This window comes from Pricia mediterranea (assembly GCF_032248455.1).
Classification (GTDB): Bacteria; Bacteroidota; Bacteroidia; order Flavobacteriales; family Flavobacteriaceae; genus Pricia; species Pricia mediterranea.
In genome coordinates this window covers 3156334-3181397 of the sequence record NZ_JAVTTP010000001.1, presented here as the reverse complement: position 1 = coordinate 3181397, position 25064 = coordinate 3156334, and the positions used below count along the sequence as shown (strand labels likewise).

At 44.5% G+C, this 25064-nt stretch carries 23 protein-coding genes, 2 tRNA genes and 2 pseudogenes; 17 read left to right on the top strand and 10 right to left on the bottom strand.

Annotation, left to right across the window (positions count from 1 at the left end; all coding sequences use genetic code 11):
• Nucleotides 1-31 precede the first annotated feature (31 nt).
• The gene (locus RQM65_RS13035) at nucleotides 32-826 is read left to right on the top strand and encodes a DUF2797 domain-containing protein (protein WP_314015622.1); all 795 of its coding nucleotides are present in this window, start codon (nucleotides 32-34) and stop codon (nucleotides 824-826) included.
• A gap of 276 nt (nucleotides 827-1102) precedes the next feature.
• Complete coding sequence (locus tag RQM65_RS13030; protein WP_314015620.1) at nucleotides 1103-2098, top strand: NADP-dependent oxidoreductase; 996 nt, start codon at nucleotides 1103-1105, stop codon at nucleotides 2096-2098.
• Between the two features lie 219 nt (nucleotides 2099-2317).
• On the opposite strand, the gene RQM65_RS13025 is transcribed toward RQM65_RS13030, so the two are convergent.
• The 3 genes from RQM65_RS13025 to sppA all read right to left on the bottom strand — a co-directional run bounded on the left by RQM65_RS13025 (nucleotide 2318) and on the right by sppA (nucleotide 7814).
• A complete protein-coding gene (locus RQM65_RS13025) occupies nucleotides 2318-5047 on the bottom strand; it encodes an AsmA-like C-terminal region-containing protein (RefSeq protein WP_314015618.1) in 2730 nt (909 codons plus the stop codon).
• 302 nt (nucleotides 5048-5349) lie between these two features.
• Nucleotides 5350-6060 (bottom strand): queuosine precursor transporter, encoded by a 711-nt coding sequence (locus RQM65_RS13020; protein WP_314015616.1) that lies wholly within the window; start codon nucleotides 6058-6060, stop codon nucleotides 5350-5352.
• Complete coding sequence (gene sppA / locus RQM65_RS13015; protein WP_314015614.1) at nucleotides 6057-7814, bottom strand: signal peptide peptidase SppA; 1758 nt, start codon at nucleotides 7812-7814, stop codon at nucleotides 6057-6059. The genes RQM65_RS13020 and sppA overlap by 4 nt, the downstream gene beginning before the upstream one ends.
• Before the next feature lie 74 nt (nucleotides 7815-7888).
• Here sppA and folK point away from each other — a divergent pair, with 74 nt between their 5' ends.
• Nucleotides 7889-9034, top strand: coding sequence for a 2-amino-4-hydroxy-6-hydroxymethyldihydropteridine diphosphokinase (gene folK, locus RQM65_RS13010; protein ID WP_314015612.1), 1146 nt, complete (start codon nucleotides 7889-7891; stop codon nucleotides 9032-9034).
• 170 nt (nucleotides 9035-9204) lie between these two features.
• Here the strand turns inward: folK and RQM65_RS13005 are convergent, their stop codons facing one another.
• Both RQM65_RS13005 and RQM65_RS13000 read right to left on the bottom strand, forming a co-directional pair.
• Nucleotides 9205-9807: an RNA methyltransferase gene (locus RQM65_RS13005; protein WP_314015611.1), complete on the bottom strand. Its 603-nt coding sequence runs from the start codon at nucleotides 9805-9807 to the stop codon at nucleotides 9205-9207.
• Nucleotides 9808-9841: 34 nt separating this feature from the next.
• Nucleotides 9842-10033 carry a hypothetical protein gene (locus RQM65_RS13000; RefSeq protein ID WP_314015610.1) on the bottom strand — a complete coding sequence of 64 codons (192 nt, stop codon included), beginning with the start codon at nucleotides 10031-10033 and terminating at the stop codon, nucleotides 9842-9844.
• A 325-nt stretch (nucleotides 10034-10358) separates the two neighbouring features.
• On the opposite strand from RQM65_RS13000, the gene mutS reads away from it, so the two are divergent.
• From mutS to RQM65_RS12985, 3 genes are all read left to right on the top strand, one after another.
• The gene (gene mutS, locus RQM65_RS12995; protein ID WP_314015609.1) at nucleotides 10359-12941 is read left to right on the top strand and encodes a DNA mismatch repair protein MutS; all 2583 of its coding nucleotides are present in this window, start codon (nucleotides 10359-10361) and stop codon (nucleotides 12939-12941) included.
• Between the two features lie 381 nt (nucleotides 12942-13322).
• Nucleotides 13323-13395 (top strand) — tRNA-Gly (locus RQM65_RS12990).
• A gap of 46 nt (nucleotides 13396-13441) precedes the next feature.
• Nucleotides 13442-13525: transfer RNA gene (locus tag RQM65_RS12985), tRNA-Leu, on the top strand.
• A 200-nt stretch (nucleotides 13526-13725) separates the two neighbouring features.
• On the opposite strand, the gene RQM65_RS12980 is transcribed toward RQM65_RS12985, so the two are convergent.
• Nucleotides 13726-14226, bottom strand: coding sequence for a hypothetical protein (locus tag RQM65_RS12980; RefSeq protein ID WP_314015607.1), 501 nt, complete (start codon nucleotides 14224-14226; stop codon nucleotides 13726-13728).
• A 108-nt stretch (nucleotides 14227-14334) separates the two neighbouring features.
• Between RQM65_RS12980 and RQM65_RS12975 the strand changes: the two genes are divergently transcribed.
• A complete protein-coding gene (locus RQM65_RS12975) occupies nucleotides 14335-15159 on the top strand; it encodes a Fic family protein (RefSeq protein WP_314015606.1) in 825 nt (274 codons plus the stop codon).
• Nucleotides 15160-15201: 42 nt separating this feature from the next.
• On the opposite strand, the pseudogene RQM65_RS12970 reads toward RQM65_RS12975, so the two are convergent.
• Both RQM65_RS12970 and RQM65_RS12965 read right to left on the bottom strand, forming a co-directional pair.
• Nucleotides 15202-15444: pseudogene (locus RQM65_RS12970) on the bottom strand (tyrosine-type recombinase/integrase); the annotation flags it as partial.
• Between the two features lie 41 nt (nucleotides 15445-15485).
• Nucleotides 15486-16058 (bottom strand): annotated as a pseudogene (locus tag RQM65_RS12965) (IS3 family transposase); the annotation flags it as partial.
• On the opposite strand from RQM65_RS12965, the gene RQM65_RS12960 reads away from it, so the two are divergent.
• From RQM65_RS12960 to RQM65_RS12915, 10 genes are all read left to right on the top strand, one after another.
• Complete coding sequence (locus tag RQM65_RS12960; RefSeq protein ID WP_314015604.1) at nucleotides 16036-16323, top strand: zinc-binding dehydrogenase; 288 nt, start codon at nucleotides 16036-16038, stop codon at nucleotides 16321-16323. The pseudogene RQM65_RS12965 and the gene RQM65_RS12960 sit on opposite strands and share 23 nt — an antisense overlap.
• A 913-nt stretch (nucleotides 16324-17236) precedes the next feature.
• Nucleotides 17237-17410 carry a hypothetical protein gene (locus tag RQM65_RS12955; RefSeq protein WP_314015602.1) on the top strand — a complete coding sequence of 58 codons (174 nt, stop codon included), beginning with the start codon at nucleotides 17237-17239 and terminating at the stop codon, nucleotides 17408-17410.
• Nucleotides 17411-17665: 255 nt separating this feature from the next.
• Nucleotides 17666-18304: an ATP-binding protein gene (locus RQM65_RS12950; protein ID WP_314015600.1), complete on the top strand. Its 639-nt coding sequence runs from the start codon at nucleotides 17666-17668 to the stop codon at nucleotides 18302-18304.
• Nucleotides 18305-18543: 239 nt separating this feature from the next.
• Nucleotides 18544-19050 carry an RNA polymerase sigma factor gene (locus tag RQM65_RS12945; protein WP_314015598.1) on the top strand — a complete coding sequence of 169 codons (507 nt, stop codon included), beginning with the start codon at nucleotides 18544-18546 and terminating at the stop codon, nucleotides 19048-19050.
• 6 nt (nucleotides 19051-19056) lie between these two features.
• A complete protein-coding gene (locus tag RQM65_RS12940; protein ID WP_314015596.1) occupies nucleotides 19057-19716 on the top strand; it encodes a hypothetical protein in 660 nt (219 codons plus the stop codon).
• A gap of 24 nt (nucleotides 19717-19740) precedes the next feature.
• On the top strand, nucleotides 19741-20178 hold the full coding sequence (locus tag RQM65_RS12935; protein WP_314015595.1) for a hypothetical protein: 438 nt from the start codon (nucleotides 19741-19743) through the stop codon (nucleotides 20176-20178).
• A 20-nt stretch (nucleotides 20179-20198) separates the two neighbouring features.
• Nucleotides 20199-20435 carry a hypothetical protein gene (locus RQM65_RS12930; RefSeq protein ID WP_314015594.1) on the top strand — a complete coding sequence of 79 codons (237 nt, stop codon included), beginning with the start codon at nucleotides 20199-20201 and terminating at the stop codon, nucleotides 20433-20435.
• 295 nt (nucleotides 20436-20730) lie between these two features.
• A complete protein-coding gene (locus tag RQM65_RS12925; protein ID WP_314015592.1) occupies nucleotides 20731-21306 on the top strand; it encodes a Crp/Fnr family transcriptional regulator in 576 nt (191 codons plus the stop codon).
• Nucleotides 21307-21377: 71 nt separating this feature from the next.
• Nucleotides 21378-21932 (top strand): hypothetical protein, encoded by a 555-nt coding sequence (locus tag RQM65_RS12920; protein WP_314015590.1) that lies wholly within the window; start codon nucleotides 21378-21380, stop codon nucleotides 21930-21932.
• Nucleotides 21929-22207: a hypothetical protein gene (locus RQM65_RS12915; RefSeq protein ID WP_314015589.1), complete on the top strand. Its 279-nt coding sequence runs from the start codon at nucleotides 21929-21931 to the stop codon at nucleotides 22205-22207. The genes RQM65_RS12920 and RQM65_RS12915 overlap by 4 nt, the downstream gene beginning before the upstream one ends.
• Before the next feature lie 305 nt (nucleotides 22208-22512).
• Here RQM65_RS12915 and RQM65_RS12910 read toward each other — a convergent pair whose 3' ends face one another.
• The gene (locus tag RQM65_RS12910; protein WP_314015587.1) at nucleotides 22513-23331 is read right to left on the bottom strand and encodes a CPBP family intramembrane glutamic endopeptidase; all 819 of its coding nucleotides are present in this window, start codon (nucleotides 23329-23331) and stop codon (nucleotides 22513-22515) included.
• 41 nt (nucleotides 23332-23372) lie between these two features.
• Entirely contained in the window at nucleotides 23373-24905 is a 1533-nt protein-coding gene (locus RQM65_RS12905) for a serine hydrolase domain-containing protein (protein WP_314015585.1), read from the bottom strand.
• Nucleotides 24906-25064: the final 159 nt, after the last annotated feature.

Genomic DNA, 25064 nt, shown 5'->3' with positions numbered 1-25064 from the left:
TATCGGGATAAAAGTAAGTAAAAGTTAAGACATGCAGTACGAAGGCGTATTACGAAAAATGAAATCCGAAGTCGGACATCCTATTCAATATTACCTTCTTTTCGAGGATGATTTTTTAAATGTCAACCAAGTACTCAACAGGGCATTGAGCATCCGTTTTATCAAATACCAATGTTTGAATTGTGGGGAAGACCGTCCCGTTTATCGCCAAGGTTTCTGTAAAAACTGTTTTTTTGATATTCCCTCCGCGGGCGACTGGATCATGCGTCCCGAACTGAGTACCGCACATTTGGACAAAGAAGATAGAGACCTGGAATACGAGAAGAAAGTGCAGCTCACGCCCCATATCGTCTATTTGGCGAACTCCAGCAATATCAAGGTCGGAGTGACCCGAAAGTCGCAAATCCCGACCCGATGGATCGATCAGGGCGCGCACGAGGCCATCGAAATCGTGGAGACTCCCAACCGTTTCTTGGCGGGCATCACCGAGGTAGCGCTAAAAGACCATGTCGGCGATAAAACGAACTGGCGCAAGATGCTGACCAACGAAGTAGACGATGAGGATCTGGTAGGTTGGCGCGATAGATTAAAAGGATATATCCCGGGCGAAGCCATTGATTATTTCATTGCATCACGTCCGGAAACCCATTTGCAATTCCCCGTGCTTCGATATCCAAAAAAAGTCAAAAGCTTGAATCTGGACAAGACCCCCAGCTTCTCCGGAGTCTTAAAAGGCATTAAAGGACAGTATCTCATCTTTGAAGATGGCACCGTGTTCAATGTTCGGGGCAACGAGGGATATTTTGTGGGATTGGAGGTACTATAGAAACGATTCTGGCCCTTTTTAGCCCACTTTCGAAATCAAACGGGGCTAAAAAGGGGTACGAATACCATCATGGGGAAGATTCGGGAGGCCGCTGACAACGCGCTGAGCGTGGACGCCAACGAAGGAATACTGTTGTGCGGGGAAGATTCGGGTACCCTAACCGGTTCGCTTGCAGGATAGCCGCAACACAGAATGAGATACAATTCTCTTGTTTAGCATCGATCGATGCCAAAGATTGACGCTACATTCAACATCCACTTAGAAAAGTAAAACGTTATGAACCAAGTAATCCATTTAAAGAATCGACCTAAAGGAAAGCCCGAACTAGAGGATTTCGAATTTGTCGAAGAAAAAAAGCCACAGGCCGCGGACGGCGAGATGCTTCTTAAAACCAAGTATGTTTCCGTAGACCCCTACCTGCGGGGCAGAATGCGGGACGAAGAATCGTATATTCCTCCTTTCCAGCTAAACGAACCCCTTGAATCCGGCATTATTGCCGAAGTGGTCGAATCGAAAAACCCCAATTTTGAAAAAGGGGATTTTGTCAACGGAATGCTGGATTGGAAGGAATATCAAACCGCTACCGGAAATGGTCTGAACAAAGTGGATCCGGACAAGGCATCGCTCTCGGCCTATCTTGGTATTCTGGGACTCACCGGACTTACCGCCTATATCAGTCTAGAGCACATCGGCAAGCTTCAGGAAGGGGAAACCCTGTTGGTGTCGGGAGCCTCGGGGGCGGTGGGCAGTACCGTCGGGCAAATCGGAAAAATTAAGGGCTGCCGTGTCGTTGGAATCGCGGGAACCGATGAAAAAATCAAACTGATGAAAGAAAAGTTCGGTTTTGACCACGGTATCAACTATAAGACCATCGATGACATGAACCAGGCCGTTGCCAAGGCTTGTCCCGATGGCGTCGATGTCTATTTTGATAATGTAGGCGGTGAGATTCTCGATGCCGCCATGCAGAACATCAATAAAGATGGACGGGTCATCAACTGTGGAGCCATTTCCCTTTACAATATGACCGAAACACCAAAAGGACCTAGATACGAGGGCATTATGGTCAAAAAGACGGTGCGAATGCAAGGTTTCCTAGTACGCGACCATGTAAGGGAATTCGGTCCTGCTACCCAGCAGTTGGCCCAGTGGCTTAGCGCGGACAAACTGACCTATGAGGAAACCATCGTGGAGGGTTTTAAGAATATTCCCCAGGCGTTTCTCGATTTGTTCGAAGGAAAGAACAAAGGAAAAATGGTCGTGAAGGTTTAAAAATCCCAATTCCAAAATAAGGAAAGGTGTCCCGAGCATAGACGAGGGGCCACATTCGTATTGCGTAAGTAAGTCACCTACCTCGGCGCAAAGCCCCCGAGGCCTTCGTAAGGAAATAGTTGTAGCTCTTCGAGGCAAGCCTCGGAGCATTCAAATCTCGATTATCGCGTAATTGGCTTATTCGGAACGGTCACCATGGTCATCGACCGTTGTGGCGGCTCACTTCTTTTTCGTGCTATCTTTCTTTTTGCTACCAAAGAGACCGCCGAGGATATCCTTGGCCGTTTCCTTAACGGCGTCCCCCTCGGTTTTTGGAGGTACGGAATCTTTAACGGTCGAGGTTGAATCTTGCTTCTTTTTGCCTAAGAGTCCGCCTATTATCTCTTTCGCGTCCCTATTTTTTGTCGAGTCTTTTTCCGACTTCTCCCCTTTAAGGGCATCACCGATCAGGTCTTTGACCTTGTCCTTGCCTTTGTCGAGGAGTTTTTGCTTTTGGATTTCTATCAGCCGGTCGGTCAGGCTTTTTACCCCCGAGGAAAGGTCGGTGCTGACACTGGGACTTGTATAGTTACCTTTGATATTCGTGACAACGGGAATGGTGAGGTTATCTAGGTCTTCTTCCCCGAGCTGGGACAATAGTTTGTTCACTTCGCCCCCGAGGTATTTGGCGGGCACTTCCATCGTCGCCTTATAGTTCAGCTTTTTATCAAAGGTGTGGCCTCCGTCGATGTTGATGGCGATATCCTTATAGTTTATGGTAAAAGGTTTGACGGAAACCAATCCGTTTTCAAAAGACAATTTTGTCTTTAGGTCCTTCAGGTCCAATTGATCCAAGTCAATAAAGTCGAGTTTACTGTCCAAGGCCGACAACAACGGGGCCTTTTCGGTATCGATTTTTTCAGTTTCGATGTTCGCCAGAATAGTACCGCTCAGGGTCATCAAATCGGGCAGCAAATCGTCGGTCAGGTTTCCCGAAAGGGAAATATCTGAATCCAGGTTACCATGTAAAATCTGTGCGATTGGTGCCAGGACCTTAAAGAGTTCCAAAGATTCGAAAGTTTCCGCGATTTGAAGCTGGCTCATATCGAGTTTCATGTCAAAAGTCGGATCTTCCTGTTTCGTGGAGACCTCGCCGTTGAACGCCATTTTTCCATCGAAAATAGAGGAGGTCATGTTCGAAAGCGTAGCCGTTTCGTCCTTGATCCGCAAGATTCCCCTTACATCTTTGAGCATCAAATTATCGTACAATACCGTATTGGCGGCGGCATTGATGGTTACATCCAAAAAAGCGGGAATCTTTATCTTCTCGTCTGAATCTGAAGCTTCCTTTTCATCGTCGGACTTCCCCGTCTTTTCCGCGGGTGGATTATCCGTCTCCTCGACCATAAAATCGTTCAGGGAAAAGGTGTTGGACTTCAGGTCGAAATTACCTCTTACCTTTTCATCGTTGAACATATAGCCCAACATATTTTCAATGCTTCCCTTGGCGTTGAAATCTGTTTTACCGGTCTTCCCTTCCAGTTGCTCCAGAGTAACGGCTTTTGTGGTAAAGGTCACTGTGCTAGTGCCCAAGGTGATAGGGTTGGCAAAATCGCCCGAAGTATATTCAAAATCCTTCAGGCTCAGTTTGCCCGTAGTCGCAGTATTTTCATACTGCTTATTCTCGATCGATGCCATATCGAATGCCGTATTGATATCGGCGGATAGCATTCCCTTTAGATTCAAGTCCGACGGCACGGGGTAGGCCTTTGACACATTGGCCAGATTCATCTTCCCGTCAATATGGGCGTTCACCTTGGTGTTTCCCAAAAGCTCCTTGACCTTGGCAGACATATTGAACTTGTCTTGATCGATCATAAACGAGAGTCGGTCGAGATCGACATAAGTGTCTTCGGCGATACCCGTATCGTTGTTGATCTTGGTATCGATATGGATGTTCGTCACTGATTTCGGAAGGTCGGGATATTTAAAGGAAGCGTTATTGGAATTGATATCGATCTTGAATTTAGGAATATGCGTTTCATCGACAATGCCGCTGAATTTCCCCTCTACCGTAAAATTGCCCGTGGTCTCTACGTTCTCGATGTTTTTGGAATATTCTTTTGGGATGACCGCTAAAAAGTTCCTAAAATCGGAGGATGGCGTTTTGAAGCTGATATCCACTTCTTGGGTTTCATCGTCGTTCAACTTGACAAAACCATCGAACACCAAGGGCAATTGATTGACCAAGGCCTCGTTTTTTAGGAAGGAATATTTGTTCTGTTTCAGATCCACCCCGATAAGCGCATCGAGGTGCACCTTGTTCTTGTTCAAATAATTGGTGCTATCCATTTCAAAGGACACGAGTCCATCGGTAGTCGTCTGCAGTTCTGAGGTCTCCAAGGAAAGGTCGCCACTGCCTTTGTGCTGCATCTCGGAAATCTCAAAACGCATGCCTGCTGCCCTATCATCGTACACGATTCGGGCATCGGAGATTTCGTAGGATTGCAGGTCGAGTTTGAACCCCTCGCCACTGCCGGCATCCGGTTCAGGATTCGCGTCGGACTCCAAGGCTACGTCATAGCTTGCGTTCTCGGCTTCATCGACCGTTATGTTCAATTTTGCGCCGTCGACGACCAGACTTTTGATTCCGATCGGGTCGTCCGCTCCCTTGAACAGTTCGCCTATTCCCATTTTCAAGGCTACTTCATTGGAGGCAAACAGCGTGTCTCCCTCAAAAGGAGCCTTGTTTATCAAACGCACCCCGGTCAGACTCACTTCCGCATTTGGGAAGCTCGCCAGTAGACTGAGATCGGCATCCTCGAAATCGAAAGTAGCGTTTACATTATTGTTGACATTATTCTTGATGATATCGCCAATTTTGCCTTCCAAGAAAAGCGGAACGGCAATGAGGATGGCGAGGATGACCAAAACAATAATTCCTATAATCTTTAAAGCCTTCTTCTTCATAAAAATTCATCCTTATAAAATTCGATTACAGCGCAAAAAAATTGCTGCTGTCAAGCTCTACGCTAGAGAAGCATGGAATCTTCGTGCTATTCGAAGTTTCTCCAATCCGACCACCGGGCTTTCCTACCAGATATTCAAACTGGGGAGAATGTCAAGTTCCCAATCTCTAAACCGCTAATTTTCCCGGAAAATTTAAATAACCCCGGCAGAAGTCTTTGCTCTAACGTTTTTTTTCTTTGCTCTTTGCTCCGCCCCTACTCTTCCACGCTCTCCCCGATAACAACTCACAAACCGTGCAAATATTATACTTCGAGTTGTATTTCTTCGTTGGCGGCAAGATGGAAGCGTTTTCTTAGGATATAAACGAAAAAATAGAGGAAAGGGGTATCCAAGAATGCTATAAAAACCTTAAAAAGAAAACCACTGATGACCAATCCGACGAACATGCTCCAGGGCAGCACGCCAAAAACGCAGAGCAGTCCGACTACGGTAAAAGTGTCAATAAATTGGGAGAGGAAGGTAGAAAAGTTATTGCGCAGCCACAGGTACCTGCCTCGGGTCAGCTTTTTCCAAAAATGGTAGATACCGATGTCGATGTACTGCGCGAACAAGTAAGCGATCATCGAGGCCAGCACGGCAATCGGGGAAAGGGCGAAGACCTGGGTAAAGATTTTGTCGTTTATGGGAGAGGATTCTATGGCCGGTGCCGCCTCCGCCACTAAAATAATAAGCATGGAAAAAAGAGAGGCAAAAATTCCGGCCGTAACGACTTGGTTGGCCTTTCTTCTACCGTAGATCTCGGAAATAAGGTCGGTGATCAAAAAAGTAATCGGATAGGGAAGCACACCAACCGATATCTCGAAAATGGAAGCCCCGAACACCTCAACCGGTCCGAAGGGGTTCCAATAAAAAAATTTTTGAAAAATCAGGTTAGATACGACCAGGGAGGTGATGAACAGAGCGCCCAGATACAGGTAGATCCTGTAGGCCAGTTTTTTGTCCTTTAGGGTCATTTGATGTCCAATACAAATGGCATCCGTGCCTGTACGCCCTCTTGATCCATAACAGATTTCACTTGTTTGAGAACAGAGTAGGCTTGCGTACCGATTTCTCCTTCGATAAACTCTTGTTTGGCCTTGGTTCCGGCCCCGCCCATATCTTCAAGAAAACGTTCCAGTCCCGTTTTATATTTCGGGAATTTTTTAATGCCATACTCCTCCAGTTCTGCCATGTTCGCAGCCTCGGCTACCGCGTCCTCGAGATTGCCCAGTTCGTCTATGAGTCCGATACGCTGGGCATCGACCCCGCTCCAGACCCGACCTTGCGCCATGCTATCAGCTTCGGCCACGCTAATGTCGCGACCCTGTGCGACCCGTTTCAGGAAGGTGTCGTAGGTGCTTTCGATACTCTCTTGGACCAAATTCCTAAAATCGTCGGTCATGGGTTCGAACAAGGAATACTCCACCGAATTTTTGTTCGTACCCACCTGTTCGGCGTTGATTCCGACGTCCTCGGCAAGTCCCGTCATATTGGGCACGGTTCCGAAAACCCCGATGGAGCCGGTAATGGTCGTCGGTTCCGCGAAAATCTTATCCGCTCCAACGGCGATGTAGTATCCGCCCGAAGCGGCCACGTTGCCCATGGACACCACGACCGGTTTCTTTTCCTTGGCCAGTTCGATCTCACGCCAAATGATATCGGATGTGAGGGCACTACCGCCCGGGGAGTTCACCCGGAGCACAATGGCCTTGACCTTGTCATCGTCCCTAGCATCCCGCAGGGCCTCGGTAATAATTCCCTGACCGATGATGTCAGGACCGCCTTCCCCGTAGAGAATTTCGCCCTGGGCAAATACTACGGCAATCTTATCCGCTCCCATATTGGTCGCCTTTTTATTTGATCGAATCACGTAGTCTTCTAATAGCACTACGTTCAGATCCTTATCCGATCCGACAGCTCTTTTAAGACTGTTCTCGTACCCGTCGTAAAAAGTGATCCCATCGATGAGTCCGCTTTGCTTCGCAAATTCCGGAGTTCTGCCCCCTAGGGTATCTGCAATTACGTTCAGGTTTTTGGGATTGATTTTGCGCGAATCGGAAATATCGTCGACCATGGTACCCCATAACGAGCTGATCAGTTCATTGATCTGGGTTCGGTTCGCGTCGCTCATTTCGTTCGCGATAAAGGGCTCGACCGCACTTTTATACTTGCCGTGACGAATGACTTCCAATTTAATACCCGACTTTTCCTGAAGATCTTTGAAAAACAGGACCTCCGAAGACAAGCCCCTAAAATTCAGCGCTCCAACAGGGTTCATAAAGATGGAATCCGCGATACTGGCCAAGTAATAATCTTTCTGGGGATAAAAGTCGGCATAGGCATAGACAAACTTACCGTTGCTTTTAAAATCGTTCAGCGCATATCGGATTGCCTGGGTCTGGGCCAGACCGGCGAGGATAAAGTTGTTGTTCAGGCTGATCCCTTTAATATCATCGTCGTTTTTGGCGACGCCAATGGCATTTAAAATCTCATCAAGGCCCTGCGCCTGTTGAAAAATCCCACCTGAAAACGGGTCCATGGGGTTGTCGCCTACATAATCACTAATAGGGCGTTGGAGCTGCAGCTCCAACACCGAGTTTTTCTTAATGGAGACGGAGTCTTCGGAGCTGGTTATGATACCGATGAGCACAAAGAACATGGTAAAAGCGATACCCAGGGCTACGAGCGTCCCCAGGATAGCGGCCAGCAAATTTCGTAAAAATTTCATTGGAGGGTCGTTAGAATTCAATCGGGCAAAGATAGTGAACTCCCCTTGAATTTTTGTTACTTTGCACGACCATTATGACCAGCCTTAAAACCGCATATCTTTCGTTAGGAAGCAACCTAGGTGACCCTTTGGGACATCTGCAGGATGCTGTGTTCGCCCTCCAAAAAAAGGCGGGTGACATAGAACGGATATCGCCGGTGTACCAGAGTAGTTCATGGGGTTTCGAATCCAATGATTTTCTGAACGCCTGCCTTTCCATAAAAACGCAGCTGTCTCCCCACCAATTGCTCGAAACCGCCCTGAAAATAGAACTAGATCTCGGCAGGGTACGGCACAATGAGCATGGCTATCAGGACCGAATAATCGATATCGATATTCTTTATTACGAAAGGGAAACCGTAGTATCGGAGCAGCTGATCGTTCCACATCCGGAGCTGCCCTTTCGAAAATTCGTACTCAAGCCCCTGGCCGATATAGCACCCCAGTTTTACCATCCGGTACTGAACAAAGACACCCGTAATTTGATACAGGAAAGTCGGGACAGGGGCCGGTTGGAAAAGACGGAGTTTCGCCTGTTCAAAGACCGCGGAGAAGTTTTTTCGCACACCAATTTTATAGCCATAGAAGGAAACATCGGGGCGGGCAAGACCACCTTGGCTACCAAAATAGCCGAAGACTACAACGCAAAACTAGTATTGGAGCGGTTTGCCGACAACCCCTTTCTCCCCAAGTTCTATGAAGATAAAAGCCGGTTCGCGTTTCCTTTGGAAATGTCTTTTCTGGCCGATCGCTATCAGCAGTTTACCGATGACACCAGTCAATATGACCTTTTCAAAAGTTTTATGGTGAGCGATTACGACATTTACAAGTCGCTAATCTTTGCACGCATCACCCTGCAACAAGACGAGTATGCCTTGTATCGCAAGCTTTTTCGCTTGATGTACAAAGAAGTAAAAAAGCCTAGAATCTATGTGTATCTCTACCAGACTACGGAGCGGCTGTTGGAAAATATAAAGCGAAGGGGCCGGGATTACGAGCAGGACATTTCTGCGGAATATCTCGAAAAAATTAATAAGGGCTATTTTGAATTTCTTCGGGGCAACCCCGAACAGAACAGCTTGGTCATCGAACTTGGAGATCACGATTTCGTCGAGAACCAGGAGGATTACCAAGCTGTAATCGAAAAAATCGTGAGGTTTGCGATGCGGTTACCGAAGTGATGGACTGGCCGGGCTGCACGCGGGCAGGCCAGCCAGAAAGGTCCAGTTTGGCGGGCTCGACTGAACGTTCGTTCGGGCTGGCAGCCGAAAACTTTTTGGCCGTTCAATATGGGGTCTCGACTGCGCTCGACCTGACATTTTGGCAATACGGAAACACGACTTATAGGCAACTATCCCCGGGGCTTTGCTCCATTTCCCCTAGAGTCAGGTGGATTTCTTGGTAAGGTTTTTATTTCAGATTTGACAGCGGTCCATTTCGACCAAAAGTCCCATACCACGACCCCGACGCTTACAGAAATGTTCAGCGAATGTTTGGTGCCGAATTGGGGAATTTCCAAAACGCCATCGCAGGCGTCTACTACTTTTTGGTCCACTCCCCTCACCTCGTTCCCGAAGACCAGGGCATATTTGTGGGCTGCATCGATTTGCAATTCATGAAGCATTTGGGCGCCTTCGGCCTGCTCGATCGCCAGTGCGGTATATCCATCGGCCTTGAGTCCGGATAGCACTTCCACAGCGTTCTCCCCATATTCCCAAGCCATGCTTTCGGTAGCGCCGAGGGCAGTCCTTCTAATATCTTTATGCGGCGGGGTAGCGGTAATTCCACAGAGGTATATCTTTTCAATCAAAAAAGCATCCGCCGTACGGAAGACCGAACCGATGTTGTTCAGGCTGCGGATGTTGTCCAACACGATGATAATCGGAGTTTTCTCGGCTTTTTTAAAACCGATTACATCAAGCCGGTCGAGCTCTTCGTTCTTTAATTTTCTCATCTTTTTTCCTTCTTTCCGCTTTTTTCCTTCCACCCTACCATCTCTCTTTTCCTTCTTTCCATTCACCCCTCTTTCTTTCCACCTCTCTTCCTTCACTCTTTCTGTTTGCCCTCTCCTTTTTTTCTTCCGTTCTACTTTCCTCCCGCCCTTTCATCCTTACATCCTTCAAATCTTCCATTCTTCCACTCTTCCACTCTTCCACTCTTCCACTCTTCCACTCTTCCACTCTTCTTGATTAAAGAAAAAAAACGCTCCCGGTTCATGCCAAAACGTCTAAAAAGGCGAATTTGCTAAAACAAACTGCCCTAAAGCTTGCAATCCTACGGGAACCATCGCCAAGTGAGGCATCCCCAAGAAAACTATTTCTAAATGAACCCTACCCAGTCCCACTGTCGGGACGACACAGCGGGCAAAGTTATCATGAAATATCAACAAAAGGTAGCGTTCCGCATCAAAAATAGTACATTCGATAAAATAGCATCAAGAACACGAAATCGTCACGATCCGTTTTGGGAAAATCGAAAAAAAGCAAGAAAAAGGTCACCCCTTTGATGAAGCAGTATAACAGCATCAAGACCAAATATCCTGATGCACTGTTGCTGTTTCGGGTGGGTGACTTTTATGAGACCTTCGGGGAAGATGCGGTCAAGGCATCGCGTATTCTCGGCATCATCCAGACCCATCGTAACAACGGGGGCGACCGCACCGAGCTGGCCGGTTTTCCCCACCATTCGCTGAATACGTATTTGCCGAAACTGGTCAAGGCCGGGCAGCGGGTCGCCATCTGTGACCAGCTCGAAGACCCCAAGGCCACTAAGTCCATCGTCAAGCGAGGGGTTACCGAGCTGGTGACGCCAGGGGTCGCGATGAACGACGACATCCTCGAAACCAAATCCAACAACTTTTTATGCGCCGTGCACTTTGGAAGAAAGTTGCTGGGCGTTTCCTTCGTCGATATTTCCACTGGGGAATTTTTGACCTCCGAAGGCACCGCAGAACAAATCGATAAGCTTTTGCAGAACTTCGGCCCCAACGAGGTTTTGGTGCCCAAGACCCACAAAAAAGAGTTCGCCGAGCTTTTTGGAACCCAGTTCCATACTTTTTATCTTGAAGATTGGATATTTCAAGACGATTATGCCCATGAGACCTTGACCAACCATTTTAAGACCAGCACCCTAAAAGGTTTCGGGATCGATCACCTGAACCACGGGATTATCGCTTCGGGAGCGGTCTTGCACTATCTTTCCGAAACCCGGCACCGAAGGCTGCAACATATCAACGGTCTTAAACGAGTGGCCGAGGAAGAATACATTTGGATGGACCGGTTCACCATCAGAAACCTCGAGCTCTATCATTCGCACCACCAAAATGCCGTTACCCTGATCGACATCATCGATAGAACCATTTCACCCATGGGCGGGCGGATGCTCAAAAGATGGATGGCGCTTCCCTTGAAAAACGCAGAAAAAATTCGGGAGCGGCATCAGGTCGTATCCCATTTATTCCAAGATGAAACCATCCTTCGGAAATTACGGCATGCGATGAAACAAATGGGCGATCTCGAACGCCTTATATCCAAGGTGGCCACCGGAAAAATCAATCCGAAGGAAACCATCCAACTAAAGAATTCCCTTGAGGCCATCGTTCCCATTAGGCAACTGACATCCCAAGTTGACAACAATGCCCTAAAATCGATATCGGAACAGCTGGATACCTGCGATGCCCTAAGGGGTAAAATCAAGGAGACGCTTTACGAAGAGGCACCCGTAAATATATTAAAAGGCAAAACTATCGCCGACGGATATTCCCCGGAGCTCGACGAACTTCGCAAGCTCGCTTTTTCCGGAAAGGAGTATTTAGATAAGATGCTGGAGCGGGAAACCGAGCGGACCGGTATATCCTCCTTAAAAATAGCCTCGAACAATGTGTTCGGATACTATATCGAGGTCCGCAACACCCACAAAGATAAGGTGCCCCCCGAATGGACCCGCAAACAGACCCTGGTCAGTGCCGAGCGTTACATTACCGAAGAGCTCAAGGAGTACGAAGCCAAGATATTGGGGGCCGAGGAGCGTATTCTCAGTCTGGAACAGCAATTGTTCGCGCAGCTGACGGTCTGGATGCAGGAATATATCGCCCCGGTGCAGCACAATGCCCGCGCTATCGCCCGGCTCGACTGCCTTTGCGGGTTTGCCCTGCTGGCCAAGGAGAACACCTATGTCGAACCCGTTATCGATGATTCCACCGCCATCGAAATCAAGAACGGGCGACACCCGGTCATTGAAAAACAGCTGCCCTTGGGTGAGGCCTACATCGCCAATGATCTTTTGTTAGATCGTGACGAACAACAGATCATAATGATTACCGGGCCGAATATGAGCGGTAAATCTGCCATTCTGAGGCAGACCGCCTTGATCGTTCTCTTGGCGCAGATGGGAAGTTTCGTTCCCGCGGAATCGGCTAAAATCGGCTATGTCGATAAAATCTTTACCCGGGTGGGGGCCAGCGATAATATATCGATGGGCGAATCGACCTTTATGGTAGAAATGAACGAAACCGCCTCTATCTTGAACAACCTCAGCGAGCGTAGTCTCGTATTGCTGGACGAAATCGGGAGGGGCACCAGTACTTATGACGGTATCTCTATCGCTTGGGCCATTTCAGAATACCTACACGAGCATCCTGCTCGGGCCAAGACCCTGTTCGCCACCCACTACCACGAGCTGAACGAGATGAGCGAAACCTTTGAGCGCATCAAAAACTTCAACGTTTCGGTCAAGGAACTGAAAGATAACGTACTATTTCTTCGTAAGCTGACCCCGGGCGGTAGCGAACACAGTTTTGGAATCCACGTAGCGAAAATGGCCGGGATGCCACAGCAGGTCATCCACAAGGCCAACAAGATTCTGAAGAAACTCGAAAAATCACATTCCAACGAAGAGCTAACCGATACCCTGAACGCTGCGCAGCATGAGATGCAGCTCAGTTTCTTCAATCTCGACGATCCATTGTTGGAGCAGATCAAGGAAGAAATCACGCATCTCGATATCAATACACTGACCCCGGTCGAGGCCCTGATGAAACTGAACGAAATTAAAAGGTTGTTGACGCGCGATAAGAAGGCTACATCCTGAACCGGAAAATGAACGCTTTCGCCCATTGTAGGTTGCTGAGTCCATTTTAAACCTAAACCGTTGGAGCAACTACTGGAAACAGAAAACCTGCTTCTTATCCATTTCAGTTCACCCCTGGAAATCTGGCAAAGGGTAGAAGATTTTTCCATCTTTGGCTGGAAGAGTCTTGAATCCCGAATTCTCGACAGATCCGGTTATCAAGGTGCAACTTAAAAGAAAGACATTTGGGGTTCCGACCTGTTTAATCAGATTTCGAAGCGCTTTTTAGCAAACCTAATTATCAATTTTTTCTCCTGCTTTTTTCTTTGGATTTTGAAGAATTATATTAAATTTGCATCCGCATCGGGTAGAGATGCGACATTCATAATTTTAAAGACAAATGCGAAAATAGCTCAGCTGGTAGAGCGCCACCTTGCCAAGGTGGAGGTCGCGGGTTCGAATCCCGTTTTTCGCTCAAGGGAAACGTCGCTCGCCGGCGTTTTTTTGTTTAAGTCCGATTTGCTCGAGTGGTGGAATTGGTAGACACGCCGGACTTAAAATCCTGTGGGCATTCGCCCGTGCGGGTTCAAGTCCCGCCTCGAGTACAAAGGGAAAGCCAAGGATTCACGTCCTTGGCTTTTTTATGTGAGGTACAATAGGTACAACAAATTGGTATTTAACTTTCGGCAATCGCATAACGGTTCCGGATATAAGTAGTTGAATGGGCTGGAACTTGGCTTTAAAAGTAACAACAGACTGATCTGAAAATTCCTGCAGGATTTTCAGGACAGACGGGTAGATGCAATTACTTGGCTTCATCTTCATCCTGTAATTTAAATTCCTTTTTTGCATTATCATATATATACCCAAATTTTGTACTGAATTTCTGTTCTGTAGATTTATTCCAAAAAACTCTTAATCCATCTTTTTCTTCTGCTGCTTGGACAAAAGCTCTCTGAAGTTTATCGATTGCTTGACTGTATGTATCATTCGGATATAGAGAAACGATTGCAGCGTGAAATTTAATTTTATATTCATGAAAGCTACCTCCCGTTTTCAGTGCATCTCCCCGAAATTTAATTAAATCCGCTTCTCGTAATTGTTGCATATAGCGTTCCAGTGTCCTATCACTATCATCAAGTTGAGCATATTCCTTGTAAAAAGGAATTGTCTTTCCTTCTTTATCGTCAACCGCTCTAAGCAGTGATGCCAACTTGTTTCTCACTCCTTTGGTTACTCTGTCAACTACTCTGGCAATTACTCCGACATCTGTTTCCTCAGCTACTCCACCAGTATGTGTGTCCAAAAAAACGTTTTTCGGAAATTTAAAAACCTTCAACTATTATTAGAAATTAAGCATGGTTTGTAATAATTTTGTAAAAGTCTATAAATCAACCATAAATCCTTGTCTGTAATGGAAACTCCCAGTAATGGAATACAAAAGCTGATACAGATAAGGGATAAATACCTTGAGCTTACAAGAGGGGTCATCGATTATGACAAATTCAACTATTATTCGATTGTCCACCATGGTACTTCGATCGAGGGCTCGACACTTACCGAAGAAGAAACATTTCTGCTGTTGGACGAAAACCTTACCCCAAAGAACAAACCGTTACTCCATACCTTGATGACCGTTGACCATTACAATGCACTTAAATATGTAGTGGAACTGGCCAAATCCAAGAAAAAACTGGACGTTGGGGAGATACGGAAAATTTCATCCTTGATATTAAAAAGTACCGGTTCCACAATTTCTACGATGGCCGGTGATTTCGACTCCTCAAAAGGAGAATTCAGAAAGACGACGGTTCGCGCCGGGAACAGGTCGTTTATGGACTACCGAAAGGTTCCGGAAAAGGTCGGAGAACTTCTCGACCATATCAACAAGAATATAAATCAAAGTAAAGATTTCGTGGAAAATAGTATCTTGGCCTTCGACTCCCATTTCCAGATGGTTTCGATACACCCTTTCGCCGATGGTAACGGCCGGTTGTCCAGACTTCTTATGAACTATGTCCAACACTACCATGGCGAGCCCATGACAATCGTTTCCAATACCGACAGACAGGAATATTTCGATGCCCTTGAAGAGACCAGGAAAAACGAGGATATCGATGTGTTCCGCAACTTCATGTTCAACCAATCCTATAAATATTTCCAGAAAGAGATATTGAACCTGACCGAGGGGCAGAAACAGGACAAATCCAAAGGACGAGGACTATCCTTCTTATTTTAAAATGAGTTAAAGTAAGATTCTAGAGAAATATCTTAACATAAGTTAGAAATTAATCACCTTATCAAGGGCATCATCGGTATCCTGGTGCATGAAGTTCGCTTGATAGTTTATTGTAGTGGTAATTGAGGTATGGCGATAAAGCTTTTGCAACATCTGAAGAGGAATGGCATCCCCAGCAATATTACCAAAACTATGACGGGCAATATGCATGGTCAGTTTTTTATTAATTTTCGCTTTATCCGCAACCCTTGAAAGGTATTTATTAAATTTTTTGGTCGCGTTTTTGTTTTAGCCAAGGGCCCAGCGGCAGCGACACGCTTCTTTAGAGCGTATTCCACCGGCGGTATCCCGCCCAGTCCGTCGTGCGGTCTGTGATGGTTGTAATCGTCCGCCCAGATCTGTGTCCGTTCCCTTACCTGTTCCAGGTCCTCGAATATGTATTTGTCGAGTAGGCCCCTTCGATAGCTTCCGTTGAACCTTTCCACGAATGCGTTCTGGGTCGGTTTTCCAGGCTGTATATATTTGAACTCTATTCCGTGCATTTCGCTCCAATCCCTCGTAAGGTTCGCGATCAGCTCCGGGCCGTTGTCCATCCTTATCTTCCCCGGCTTCCCCTTTTTGTTGATAAGATGGTTCAGCACCCAGACCACTCGATTGCTCGGCAAAGAGAAATCGACCTCTATATGAAGTATCTCCCGGTTGAAATCGTCGATGACGTTGAACGACCTGAAACGCCTTTGGTTCTCCAGCACATCGGTCATAAAGTCGATGCTCCAGACCCGGTTGGCCTCCCCGGGCACCTCCAACGGCTCCTTGACCCTTGCCGGAAGGCGCTTCTTCGCCTTTCTCCGTAAGGGCGGCCCGATGGCCTTATAGATGCGGTGGACCCGCTTGTGGTTTTACCTGTCCCCTGTTCTTAGCCTGCCGTTGTTACTACAAATGCTGTGGACTTCAATGTTCGACGACAAAAAAGCTCAATTCTCCGCCACAGGCTTGAAAGCGGTTTCAGAGCTCAAATCGCTCCTGAATGAACTCAAAAAACTTTTAGAATCCGGACAACTGAAATCGATCCCTGACAGGTGCTATTCATTGGAAGAAGTGGCCGAGGCGCATCGATATATAGATACCATCCACAAAAAAGGAAATTTTATAGCGATAACTTGAAAATCATACACTGCTCTAAACCATACATTTAAATCTCAATCAATTGAATGAAATGTTAAAAATTGCATAATATAGTACCTTTTTATACATAGTACTGTCACAAAATAGAAACTGCCTCGTCTGATAAATGTAGAACGATTTGAAAACAACAATAAAAACCAGAAATCATGAAAGCATCAATCACAAAAACAGCAACAGAATCAAAAACAGGCCAGTACTTTTCATCTTTCAGCAATAGCAAAAGAACGCAATGGGCACGCTATAGACACTTCATCAGATAATCAGTAACTAAAAACAGTAATCATCAATCTATAAAAACAAGGAAATCATGAAAGCATCAATCACAAAAACAGCAACAGAATCAAAAACAGGCCAGTACTTTTCATCTTTCAGCAGCAGCAAAAGAGCGCGATGGGCGCAGTACAGAAACTTTAATCGCTAATCACGATTTGGCCAGTTCGACAATCAAAAAAAACAGTCATGAAAACAAACATCAATATATCTACTGGGGGGCGGATCTTTTCTCCGACGGAATCTAAAAAGTCCGCATTATACCAAAATAATATCCATAGTAAGCGAATCCCTTGGACCGCAACTAGACATTATCAGTGCTTTTAGCAACAATTCACCTTACTAAGGATAAAAAGACGGGATAGGCCTTTAACAAGGCCTATCCCTTTTCTTTGCGTAGAAAGATGCACTTTTCCCTAATCCGCGGAGATTTTTTTGCGATATACTATTTGGTGTTATCAGTAAATAAAACTACAGAGAAATCGGTAAACAGGAATACACAACTTTCGGCAACTAGAAATACATAATTGCCAAGGGAGTGGTTTTGCCCCCCGGGGGGCAAAACCACTCCCTTGAGTTTCGATCCCTTTATTTGGGCGGTTCAAACACACACCGCTAAAGTATGGATACAAGGACCGCAAACACCTGGATTATGTATTGTGAGATTCAACGGCTGGACCGCCCGGGGTTCAGCAAGAACAAGATAGCCAAGCACCTTGGCATCAACTGGCGTACCGTCAAGAAATATTACGCCAAGGTGGACGAGGCGGGGTTCGAACCTCCTGGAAAAGGGTAAAAGGGCAAAAATACAGTACCCTTACGGGGATTTTGTATGCTCCCGCCTGGAGGGGTTCCCGGAGGCTCCTGCCGCGCAGATGTTCGACTGGCTCAAAGAGGCACATCACGATCTGCCGGGGGTATGCAAAAAGACCGCCTATAATTTTGTCATGGCCGTCGGAAACTGTCAAAGAACAGTGCAGGCAAGTGCGACTGAAGGCAGTTGCGGACAGTATGGAAGATGCCGTAACGAAGGCCGAAACCCACGGGACGAGTGGAACTCCTGAACCAACTCTTTAAGAACGAGATCGACCACAGGGCACAAAAAGAGAGGGAACGCCGGAAAAGATATGCGGCACTGCCCTTGGGGCATGATCTGGACGGATATGACCTCACCGGTGAGAATTCCATCGGCAAACAACAGCTCGCACAGCTGTGCGAACTCAAATGGATGGAACGCAACTACAACCCTATCCCGATGGGCCACTCGGGAACCGGAAAAGCGTACCTCGGGGTGGGACTGTGCTCCGATGCCGTGTATCAGGGCTACAGGGCCTACTTCCAGACCATGGAATCCCTGGTAAGGGTACTGAAGATGAAGGACATCACGCGAAAGGAGGCGGTTCTGTACAAACGTATCCGCAAGGCGCACCTGCTCGTCATAGACGACATTATGATGTTCCCGGTGACCAAGGAACAGGCCGTGGCCTTCTTCAACCCGATAAACCATTTGCACGACAGCGCCTCACTTATCATTACCACGAACAAGTCCCCGAAACAATGGGCAGAGGTACTCAACGATTCCGTACTGACAATGGCGATCCTGGACAGGATCCTCTACCGGTGCGAGATCGTAAAGCTCTCCGGAAAAAGCTATAGGATGCAAAACAGGAAAACGATCTTTAAAAACTGAAAAATATCGGTATCCTTGATTCGGGATCGTGTACTTTTAGTTACCGATTCCTGTGTACTTCAAATTACCGATTCCTCTGCACTTTTGCTTTCTGGCAAGAATTTGCGGCTTCTGTATAATAATCGGAACTTTCGATGGGGCTCAACTCCCCAACCTACAAATGCTTGAAAAGATTATCCAAAGAAAATATCACAAAAAGTGTGATTTTTTTTAAAGTGTTGCGAATAATAGAGTAAAGGATGAAGGCAAACAAAAAAGACAGATTCATAACCCTGATAGATGAACATAAGAAGATCATCTATAAAATTGTGAATTCGTATTGCCCGAACAGAGCGGATCGGAAAGACCTGGAGCAAGAAATCATTATTCAATTATGGAGGGCATTCGATAAGTACGATCCAGATTATAAATATTCCACTTGGATGTATCTAATCGCTTTGAATACGGCTATCTCCTTTTACAGAAAAGAGAAAAAATGGTATGCCAAAACCGACTTTTTAAGCGATGATTCCATTTTTGGCCTGGCGGATGAAGACCATGAAGATGGAGTAGAATTGAATCAGAATATCAAACTATTACAGGATTTCATCCATAATTTGAAGGAACTGGATAAAGCCTTGATGTTATTATATCTAGAGGAGAAAAACTATGAGGAAATCGGCGAGATCCTGGGAATCACAAAAACGAATGTGGGCACCAAAATCGGCCGAATCAAATTAAAACTGAAAAAGGAATTTAAAAAATAGAGCATCATGGAAACAAACGAACTAAAAGAACTTTTTGCGGCATACGATGCCAAACTAGACCGAGCATTACAATTGAACGAAAGCTCGCTGAAAAAGATAAAGTTGGACAGAATCCACAAACAGACCCGCTGGATATCTGTACTTAGAAGTATCGAGGTGGTCTCGTTCTCGATATTGGCTGTTATTCTCGGTAGCTTTATAGCCGACAACTGGGCCGTAGCGCATTTGGCCGTTAGCGGGGTCATTCTTCATGTTTTTACGTTGATCGCCCTTGCGGGAAGTATAGGTCAATTGGTTTTGTTGCAACAAATCGATTACGCAAAGCCGATCGTGGAAATCAGAAAAAAAATAGAACTGGTCAATTCACATGCCTTGCTGTTTTTAAAACTGGTATTTCTCTCGGCGCCGATATGGTGGGCCTATCCCGTAGTAGCGCTGAACTATTTTTTCAATATCGATATCTATCCCCATATAGATCCCGATTTTGTGGTAAAATATGTCGCGGTCAATGCTTTATTGGTTTTCCCTCTTCTTTGGTTTTTAAGTAAATTGACCTATAAAAACCTACATATCAAATGGGTGCGAAAGACCATCGGCTTTTTTACCGGGACAAAAACAAAGAAGTCCTTGGAGTTTTTAAATGAGATAGAGGAGTTTGAAAAATAATTCCACTTTGCTAAATCCGAATAAATGAAAACCAGAAAGACTATTGCCGTTGCCTTTATTGTTTTATCAGTGATACTTGGCGTTGTCTTCTATTTGAAAATCGATTACCCCGAAAACTTTGTAGGATATTTCAAGAAATCATATTACGGCCAATTCGGACCTTTGGCGATTTGTGTGGAGTTGTTAGTTGCCGCTATTTATCTTTTTATGGGACATGAAAAATGCAATTTTGCCTTGGCGTTGTTTGCATTTACAGCTTTGTCGGATATATTGTTCAATCTAACGGGCATCTTTATAAGCGGAGTCCCCAATTATGCCATGGTGCTGTTCTTTGTTTGTGCAATGGTGTCCTTATGGATAGCCTTTTCAAATGTATTTAATTTGGGAAGAATAACCCTTGCATGGGCAATAACAAGTTTTATTCTTGGGAATGCGATCGAGTTTTACTTTAACTATTTTTAACTGATTTAGAACCCGATTTTATGGAAAGAACCACACCTTTTTATGATTTCAAAACAAGGGATTTTCCTGAAGACGAGGCATCCTGTTTCAATGGTTTGAAAACTAAACAAGAAACTTTATGGGAAACAACAATAAGTGCAAGTTCAGAATGTACATACGATACTACGGCTTCCAAAATGGGGAATCTCATCAAGGTTTTAAACTTTGACCGAATCGATAATCATAAATCCGGCAAAAGGGTCTTTGTAAAAAAATAGCGGTAAATGACATAGATGTGGTTAAGCGCATTTTAGAATATGAACGGAACTGTCATAACTCGCTTAGATATGCCCTAATTCCCGAGACTCCTAAAAAAGGGTATAATTCCAACTCCTATATACGGGGTGCCTTGGAATATTCTGGACTTATCGACTCGTTAGAGGTGCCCAGTTGTTTTAAATCGCCTAGATTGTCAAAAGGAGTAACAGAATTGGGCAATTAAACTACGGAGCTTAAAAATTGCTGAATGCAATACGTATTTCGAACCATTTCCATTATGCTAATATCTAAGATATGAAAGCCTCAATACTGCATAGGGCCATTGATATCTATACACCACACCTATCTTTAAAATCCCGTAAAGAATTAGCATCCATTTGCGAAGAGCAAAACTTTAAAAGCGGAACACTTCTTTTTAAACCAAATCAACCCGAACAATCTGAATATATCCTTTTGCAGGGCATTGCCCATACTTTTTTGTTAAACTTCGAAGGAGAGGAAATCACGCTTTCCTTTTTTGAAGACAATACCGTTTTACCTCCTTTTGTTACGCGAACGCAAAAGGGAAAATCGATACTGCATTGTAAAGCGATTACCGACTGTACTTTTGTCCAAATCGATGCCAAAGCATTTGAATCATTAATGATAGACAATCTTGAGATACGTGAATTCGGCAATACTGTCCTGCGACAAGAACTTTTGAATAAGGTAAACAAAGAAATCCGAATGGCATCATGGTCGGCCAAGGAAAGGTTGGAACAATTCCGAAGAGATTTCTCAATGTTGGAGAACAAAATTCCCCATCCCATGATCGCTTCCTACTTAGGCATTACCAATGTTTCCCTAAGCCGATTAAGAAAGCAGACCTGAAATCGCTTTTTATCATTTGTTAATGTAGGGGCCCAACGAGGGTCGTTCCTTTGTCTAATAAAATTCGAGGAATGAAAAAGCTAAGAGCGATTATCGGAAAGAATCTTCAGGGCAAAAAGGTACTGGCCCTTTTTATAATGACCAGTTTCATCTATTTCATAATGTTGGGGATAACCATTCCACTTGTTTCAGGATATGCAGAAGGATTAAAATTATTGGATATGATGCCGACCGGTTATAATCTTGATTATGTAAATACACTGTTCGATGCCCTCGGGCCGAAGGGAAGGGACACATACTTGTATCGTCAACTTCCTATAGATATGATCTACCCGGCACTATTCGGCATCAGCTATTGTTCGATACTCGCTTACTTTTTGAAAAAGTTGAACAAGTTTGATACTAAGTTGTTTTATCTCTGTTTGCTACCGCTATTTGCGGGATTGGCAGATTATTTAGAGAATTTTGGAATCATTAATTTACTGATCAATTATCCCAATTTAACATCTGGAATGGTAACAAACGCTGCTTTTTTTAGTCTTTTCAAAAGCGGGGTTACGACCCTGTACTTTATAATTTTATTGGTGACGCTTATCCTGATGGGAATTAGAACCTTGAGAAAATGAAAAATTTTGCCCTATTATTGCTTACGGTCATGATTGTCAGCAGTTGTTTGCAGCAAGAAGCAAAGGAAGTTGGAAAGGAAGGAACATACAGCGGCATTTTTAACCATGGCAATCTTTCGGATGCCATATCCTTCGAAATAAAAAAAGATTCCACCGACTGGAAGGTATTCTTTACCAGTTTGGAGCAGAATGCATTTCAGATACCGGCAAGAAAGGTTCAAGTAAGCGGAAAGGTCCAAACCATGGTTCTCCAAAATATGGGTTCCCAATCTTGAAGAAGTTCAGGCCGATCCAAAACTTTTAAACGGTCCCATGCCATATTTTCAGAAAACCAAACAGCCCATTTTAGTAATTTAAGGAACTTTGGACGAAATCATTCCCGAAAACAGCCATGAAATAATCTCAAAGGCGTTGGAAAAAGGGGGTAACGAAAGTTTTGATATTGTTCAATTAAAGGGAGCAAATCATTCGATGTACCACGTTGGGCGGACCGATTTTCCGTATTGGGCGAAATTGCACGATGATAATTTGAGGACAGTTGAAGATTGGGTAAATGTAATTTCCAACAAAAAATAAACCACTATGGATTTTTATTCCATAGTGGTTTATTTTTCACTATCAATATTGCGGTGAATAGTAGCATTCCTACGCTGGATAATAAATGCACTTTTTTGAAATCTAAATTCAATTCTGGAAAAAACAGCAATGCAATTCCAGCATTAATCGACAGATGAAACAAAATCGCAACTAGCACGCTCCCTTTGGAGTTAATTACCAGCCAAGTGATTATAATTGAAAGACAAATTAACATAGCAAAATATGTTATTACCGGCAAAAAAGAAATCGCTTCTCCACTGACCAAGGTTCCAAAAGGTGCCCAGAATAGAGGAATGTGCCAAGCAAACCAAATTATTCCAATAAAAATCGCACTTCGTAAATTCGAAAATTGCATTTGAAATTCAGGCAACAGATAACCTCTCCACCCCAATTCTTCCCCAAGAGGCCCGGCATATAATCCAGCCCATAATATTGTGGGAATCGAAAGAAACGCCTTAGGTTCAATGTTCCCGATATCTCCAATCAAAAAGCTGTACAGCCCAATTCCTATAATGACAAAAATAATTGGTGCCAAAATGATGAAAATGTAATTTTTATAAGAGACGTTATAAATCAATAACTTTTTAAACAAGTTCAAGACTCCCGGGGTGCCATCAAAGAACATACACGTAATTATGGCACTAATAGTTGGGCCATAAACACCAGCAAAGAAGAATATTAAGAACACACTCATGGTCTCTTGCGTTATTCCGCCTTTTAGATAATTAAGACCAATTAACCATGAAGTCCATGACCATAAAAAGGTGATTATTAAGAATGTGATAATCTTTTTATTCTTCATATTTTTCAGATGACCGCCAACTGTTCAAATAATCAGTCATTTTAATACCGTTCATTTTTTGTTGGCATCTGTTTTGATTTCAATTTAACAGCAGTTTGCCCGTAGAGGGAGAAAGATTTGAAGTCTCCATTCTTTAAAAACGAAACCTTCACACCAGTATTTGGATCGATAAAGTCCAGTTCATCACCACGAATCGGGGTTAGTTTATATTCATCTCCATTTGGAAAATAAAGTGAAATAAGGTTATCATTTTCATCATATGTAATCGAAAGGTCTATTTGACCGTTCCACTTGTATTTACCTATCAATCCTTTTAAAACTTCTGAACTTACCTCTTTCCGCCGAGCATCGATTTGCTTAAAATGCTGCCAGTTATATACTTGTGAGGCAGATAGAAGGAGTTCATTCCCCAGGGGCACTCCATTGTCCGAATTGATCAAATAGACCAAACCATTGCCACTTGTAAGACTTATAGTCATTCCCGTGCGATAACCTGCATTACCTCCGTAGTGAGTAATGGCAATATCATCTCCGGACCGGTTCACTATGAATCCATAAACTAGGCCGTCTCGTTCTTGGCCTAAAATCGATTTAATGTCGGATTGTGAAAATATCGAGCTTTTTCCTTGATAGGCATTATAGATTTCAACTAGGAATTTTGCCATATCAATAGCGTTGCTCCAAAGACCTGCCGCAGCCTGCTCTGGGTAGTTTTTCCATCCACCTTCTAAAATGTCTCCTGACTGCGTGTAACCTTTGGCTACCTGATTAGTTATCGGGTCAAGTAATGGTTGTGTGAATTCAGAGTGTTCCATTCCGGCAGGCTCAAGAATCCATTTTTTCATGATGTTCGAGAATTCATCACCGTATATGTCTTGAAGCGCCAGTTCGGCTAATGTGTAGGCACCACCGGAGTAAGCCAGCATTTCATTTGGCGCTGAGATTATGGCTATCGCCGGAGTATTGACCCCTTCATTACCTCTCAAAATATCTATATCAGAGGGTATGGCAAGATCTTTCGCGTATCCCTCATATCCCCCGGCACTGATTCCGGACGTATGGGAGAAAATATTGCGAAACGTAACTGGGTTCTCCGCCGTTTGTTTGCCTTGGGGCAGTTCAAAATGCTTTAGGTAATTTTGGATATTTTCATCTAGATCTATTTCGCCAGCCGAATGCATACGAAGTGCCGCTAGAAAGGTAACTGGTTTAGACAATGAAGCTGCCTGAAAAATACTCGCACAGTCCAATTTTTGTTCTTCGGGAAAATCTGTATTTTGATAAATATCTGCCCATTCAATCCTGCCTTGATGTATTGCCGCAAGAGATAAAGCCGGAATTTTGTATTCTGACATTTTATTTGTTATGGAGCTGAAATTTTCATCCTCTCCCAAAAACTTCACTTGCCCACGAATTCCAGCTTCTAGTTGAACTTTCTTATCAACTGATCCTTCTTGGTTAATACAATCTGAATGAACACTTGAGGTAACAGAATTTTTAGATGGATTGGAACAAGAACCCAGAAAAACCAAAACAATGGATGGAAAAATTAATTTATGCTGAAGTTGTTTCATACGCTTAGTCTTGGTCATTATTTTGTTGATGCTGTCGATTAACTTAAAAAGTCTTTTTAATCCTTTAGGCTTGTGATTAGTTTCGATAGTTCATTTCCAATTCAAATTTTTACTTGATACGCTATTAGTAAACAACCAAAATGTTTGGTTTAATATTTA

What these genes read in the sequence shown, in the direction of transcription:
- RQM65_RS12975 (WP_314015606.1), top strand. Translation starts at nt 14,335, where the DNA reads ATGGAAACTCCCAGTAATGGAATACAAAAGCTGATACAGATAAGGGAT.
- RQM65_RS12930 (WP_314015594.1), top strand. Translation starts at nt 20,199, where the DNA reads ATGGAAAGAACCACACCTTTTTATGATTTCAAAACAAGGGATTTTCCT.
- RQM65_RS12925 (WP_314015592.1), top strand. Translation starts at nt 20,731, where the DNA reads ATGAAAGCCTCAATACTGCATAGGGCCATTGATATCTATACACCACAC.
- RQM65_RS13020 (WP_314015616.1), bottom strand. Translation starts at nt 6,060, where the DNA reads ATGACCCTAAAGGACAAAAAACTGGCCTACAGGATCTACCTGTATCTG.
- RQM65_RS12935 (WP_314015595.1), top strand. Translation starts at nt 19,741, where the DNA reads ATGAAAACCAGAAAGACTATTGCCGTTGCCTTTATTGTTTTATCAGTG.
- RQM65_RS12915 (WP_314015589.1), top strand. Translation starts at nt 21,929, where the DNA reads ATGAAAAATTTTGCCCTATTATTGCTTACGGTCATGATTGTCAGCAGT.
- RQM65_RS13030 (WP_314015620.1), top strand. Translation starts at nt 1,103, where the DNA reads ATGAACCAAGTAATCCATTTAAAGAATCGACCTAAAGGAAAGCCCGAA.
- folK (WP_314015612.1), top strand. Translation starts at nt 7,889, where the DNA reads ATGACCAGCCTTAAAACCGCATATCTTTCGTTAGGAAGCAACCTAGGT.
- RQM65_RS12960 (WP_314015604.1), top strand. Translation starts at nt 16,036, where the DNA reads ATGCGGTGGACCCGCTTGTGGTTTTACCTGTCCCCTGTTCTTAGCCTG.
- RQM65_RS12905 (WP_314015585.1), bottom strand. Translation starts at nt 24,905, where the DNA reads ATGAAACAACTTCAGCATAAATTAATTTTTCCATCCATTGTTTTGGTT.
- RQM65_RS13005 (WP_314015611.1), bottom strand. Translation starts at nt 9,807, where the DNA reads ATGAGAAAATTAAAGAACGAAGAGCTCGACCGGCTTGATGTAATCGGT.
- RQM65_RS12945 (WP_314015598.1), top strand. Translation starts at nt 18,544, where the DNA reads ATGAAGGCAAACAAAAAAGACAGATTCATAACCCTGATAGATGAACAT.
- RQM65_RS12940 (WP_314015596.1), top strand. Translation starts at nt 19,057, where the DNA reads ATGGAAACAAACGAACTAAAAGAACTTTTTGCGGCATACGATGCCAAA.
- RQM65_RS12920 (WP_314015590.1), top strand. Translation starts at nt 21,378, where the DNA reads ATGAAAAAGCTAAGAGCGATTATCGGAAAGAATCTTCAGGGCAAAAAG.
- RQM65_RS12910 (WP_314015587.1), bottom strand. Translation starts at nt 23,331, where the DNA reads ATGAAGAATAAAAAGATTATCACATTCTTAATAATCACCTTTTTATGG.
- sppA (WP_314015614.1), bottom strand. Translation starts at nt 7,814, where the DNA reads ATGAAATTTTTACGAAATTTGCTGGCCGCTATCCTGGGGACGCTCGTA.
- RQM65_RS12955 (WP_314015602.1), top strand. Translation starts at nt 17,237, where the DNA reads ATGGATACAAGGACCGCAAACACCTGGATTATGTATTGTGAGATTCAA.
- RQM65_RS13035 (WP_314015622.1), top strand. Translation starts at nt 32, where the DNA reads ATGCAGTACGAAGGCGTATTACGAAAAATGAAATCCGAAGTCGGACAT.
- mutS (WP_314015609.1), top strand. Translation starts at nt 10,359, where the DNA reads ATGAAGCAGTATAACAGCATCAAGACCAAATATCCTGATGCACTGTTG.
- RQM65_RS13025 (WP_314015618.1), bottom strand. Translation starts at nt 5,047, where the DNA reads ATGAAGAAGAAGGCTTTAAAGATTATAGGAATTATTGTTTTGGTCATC.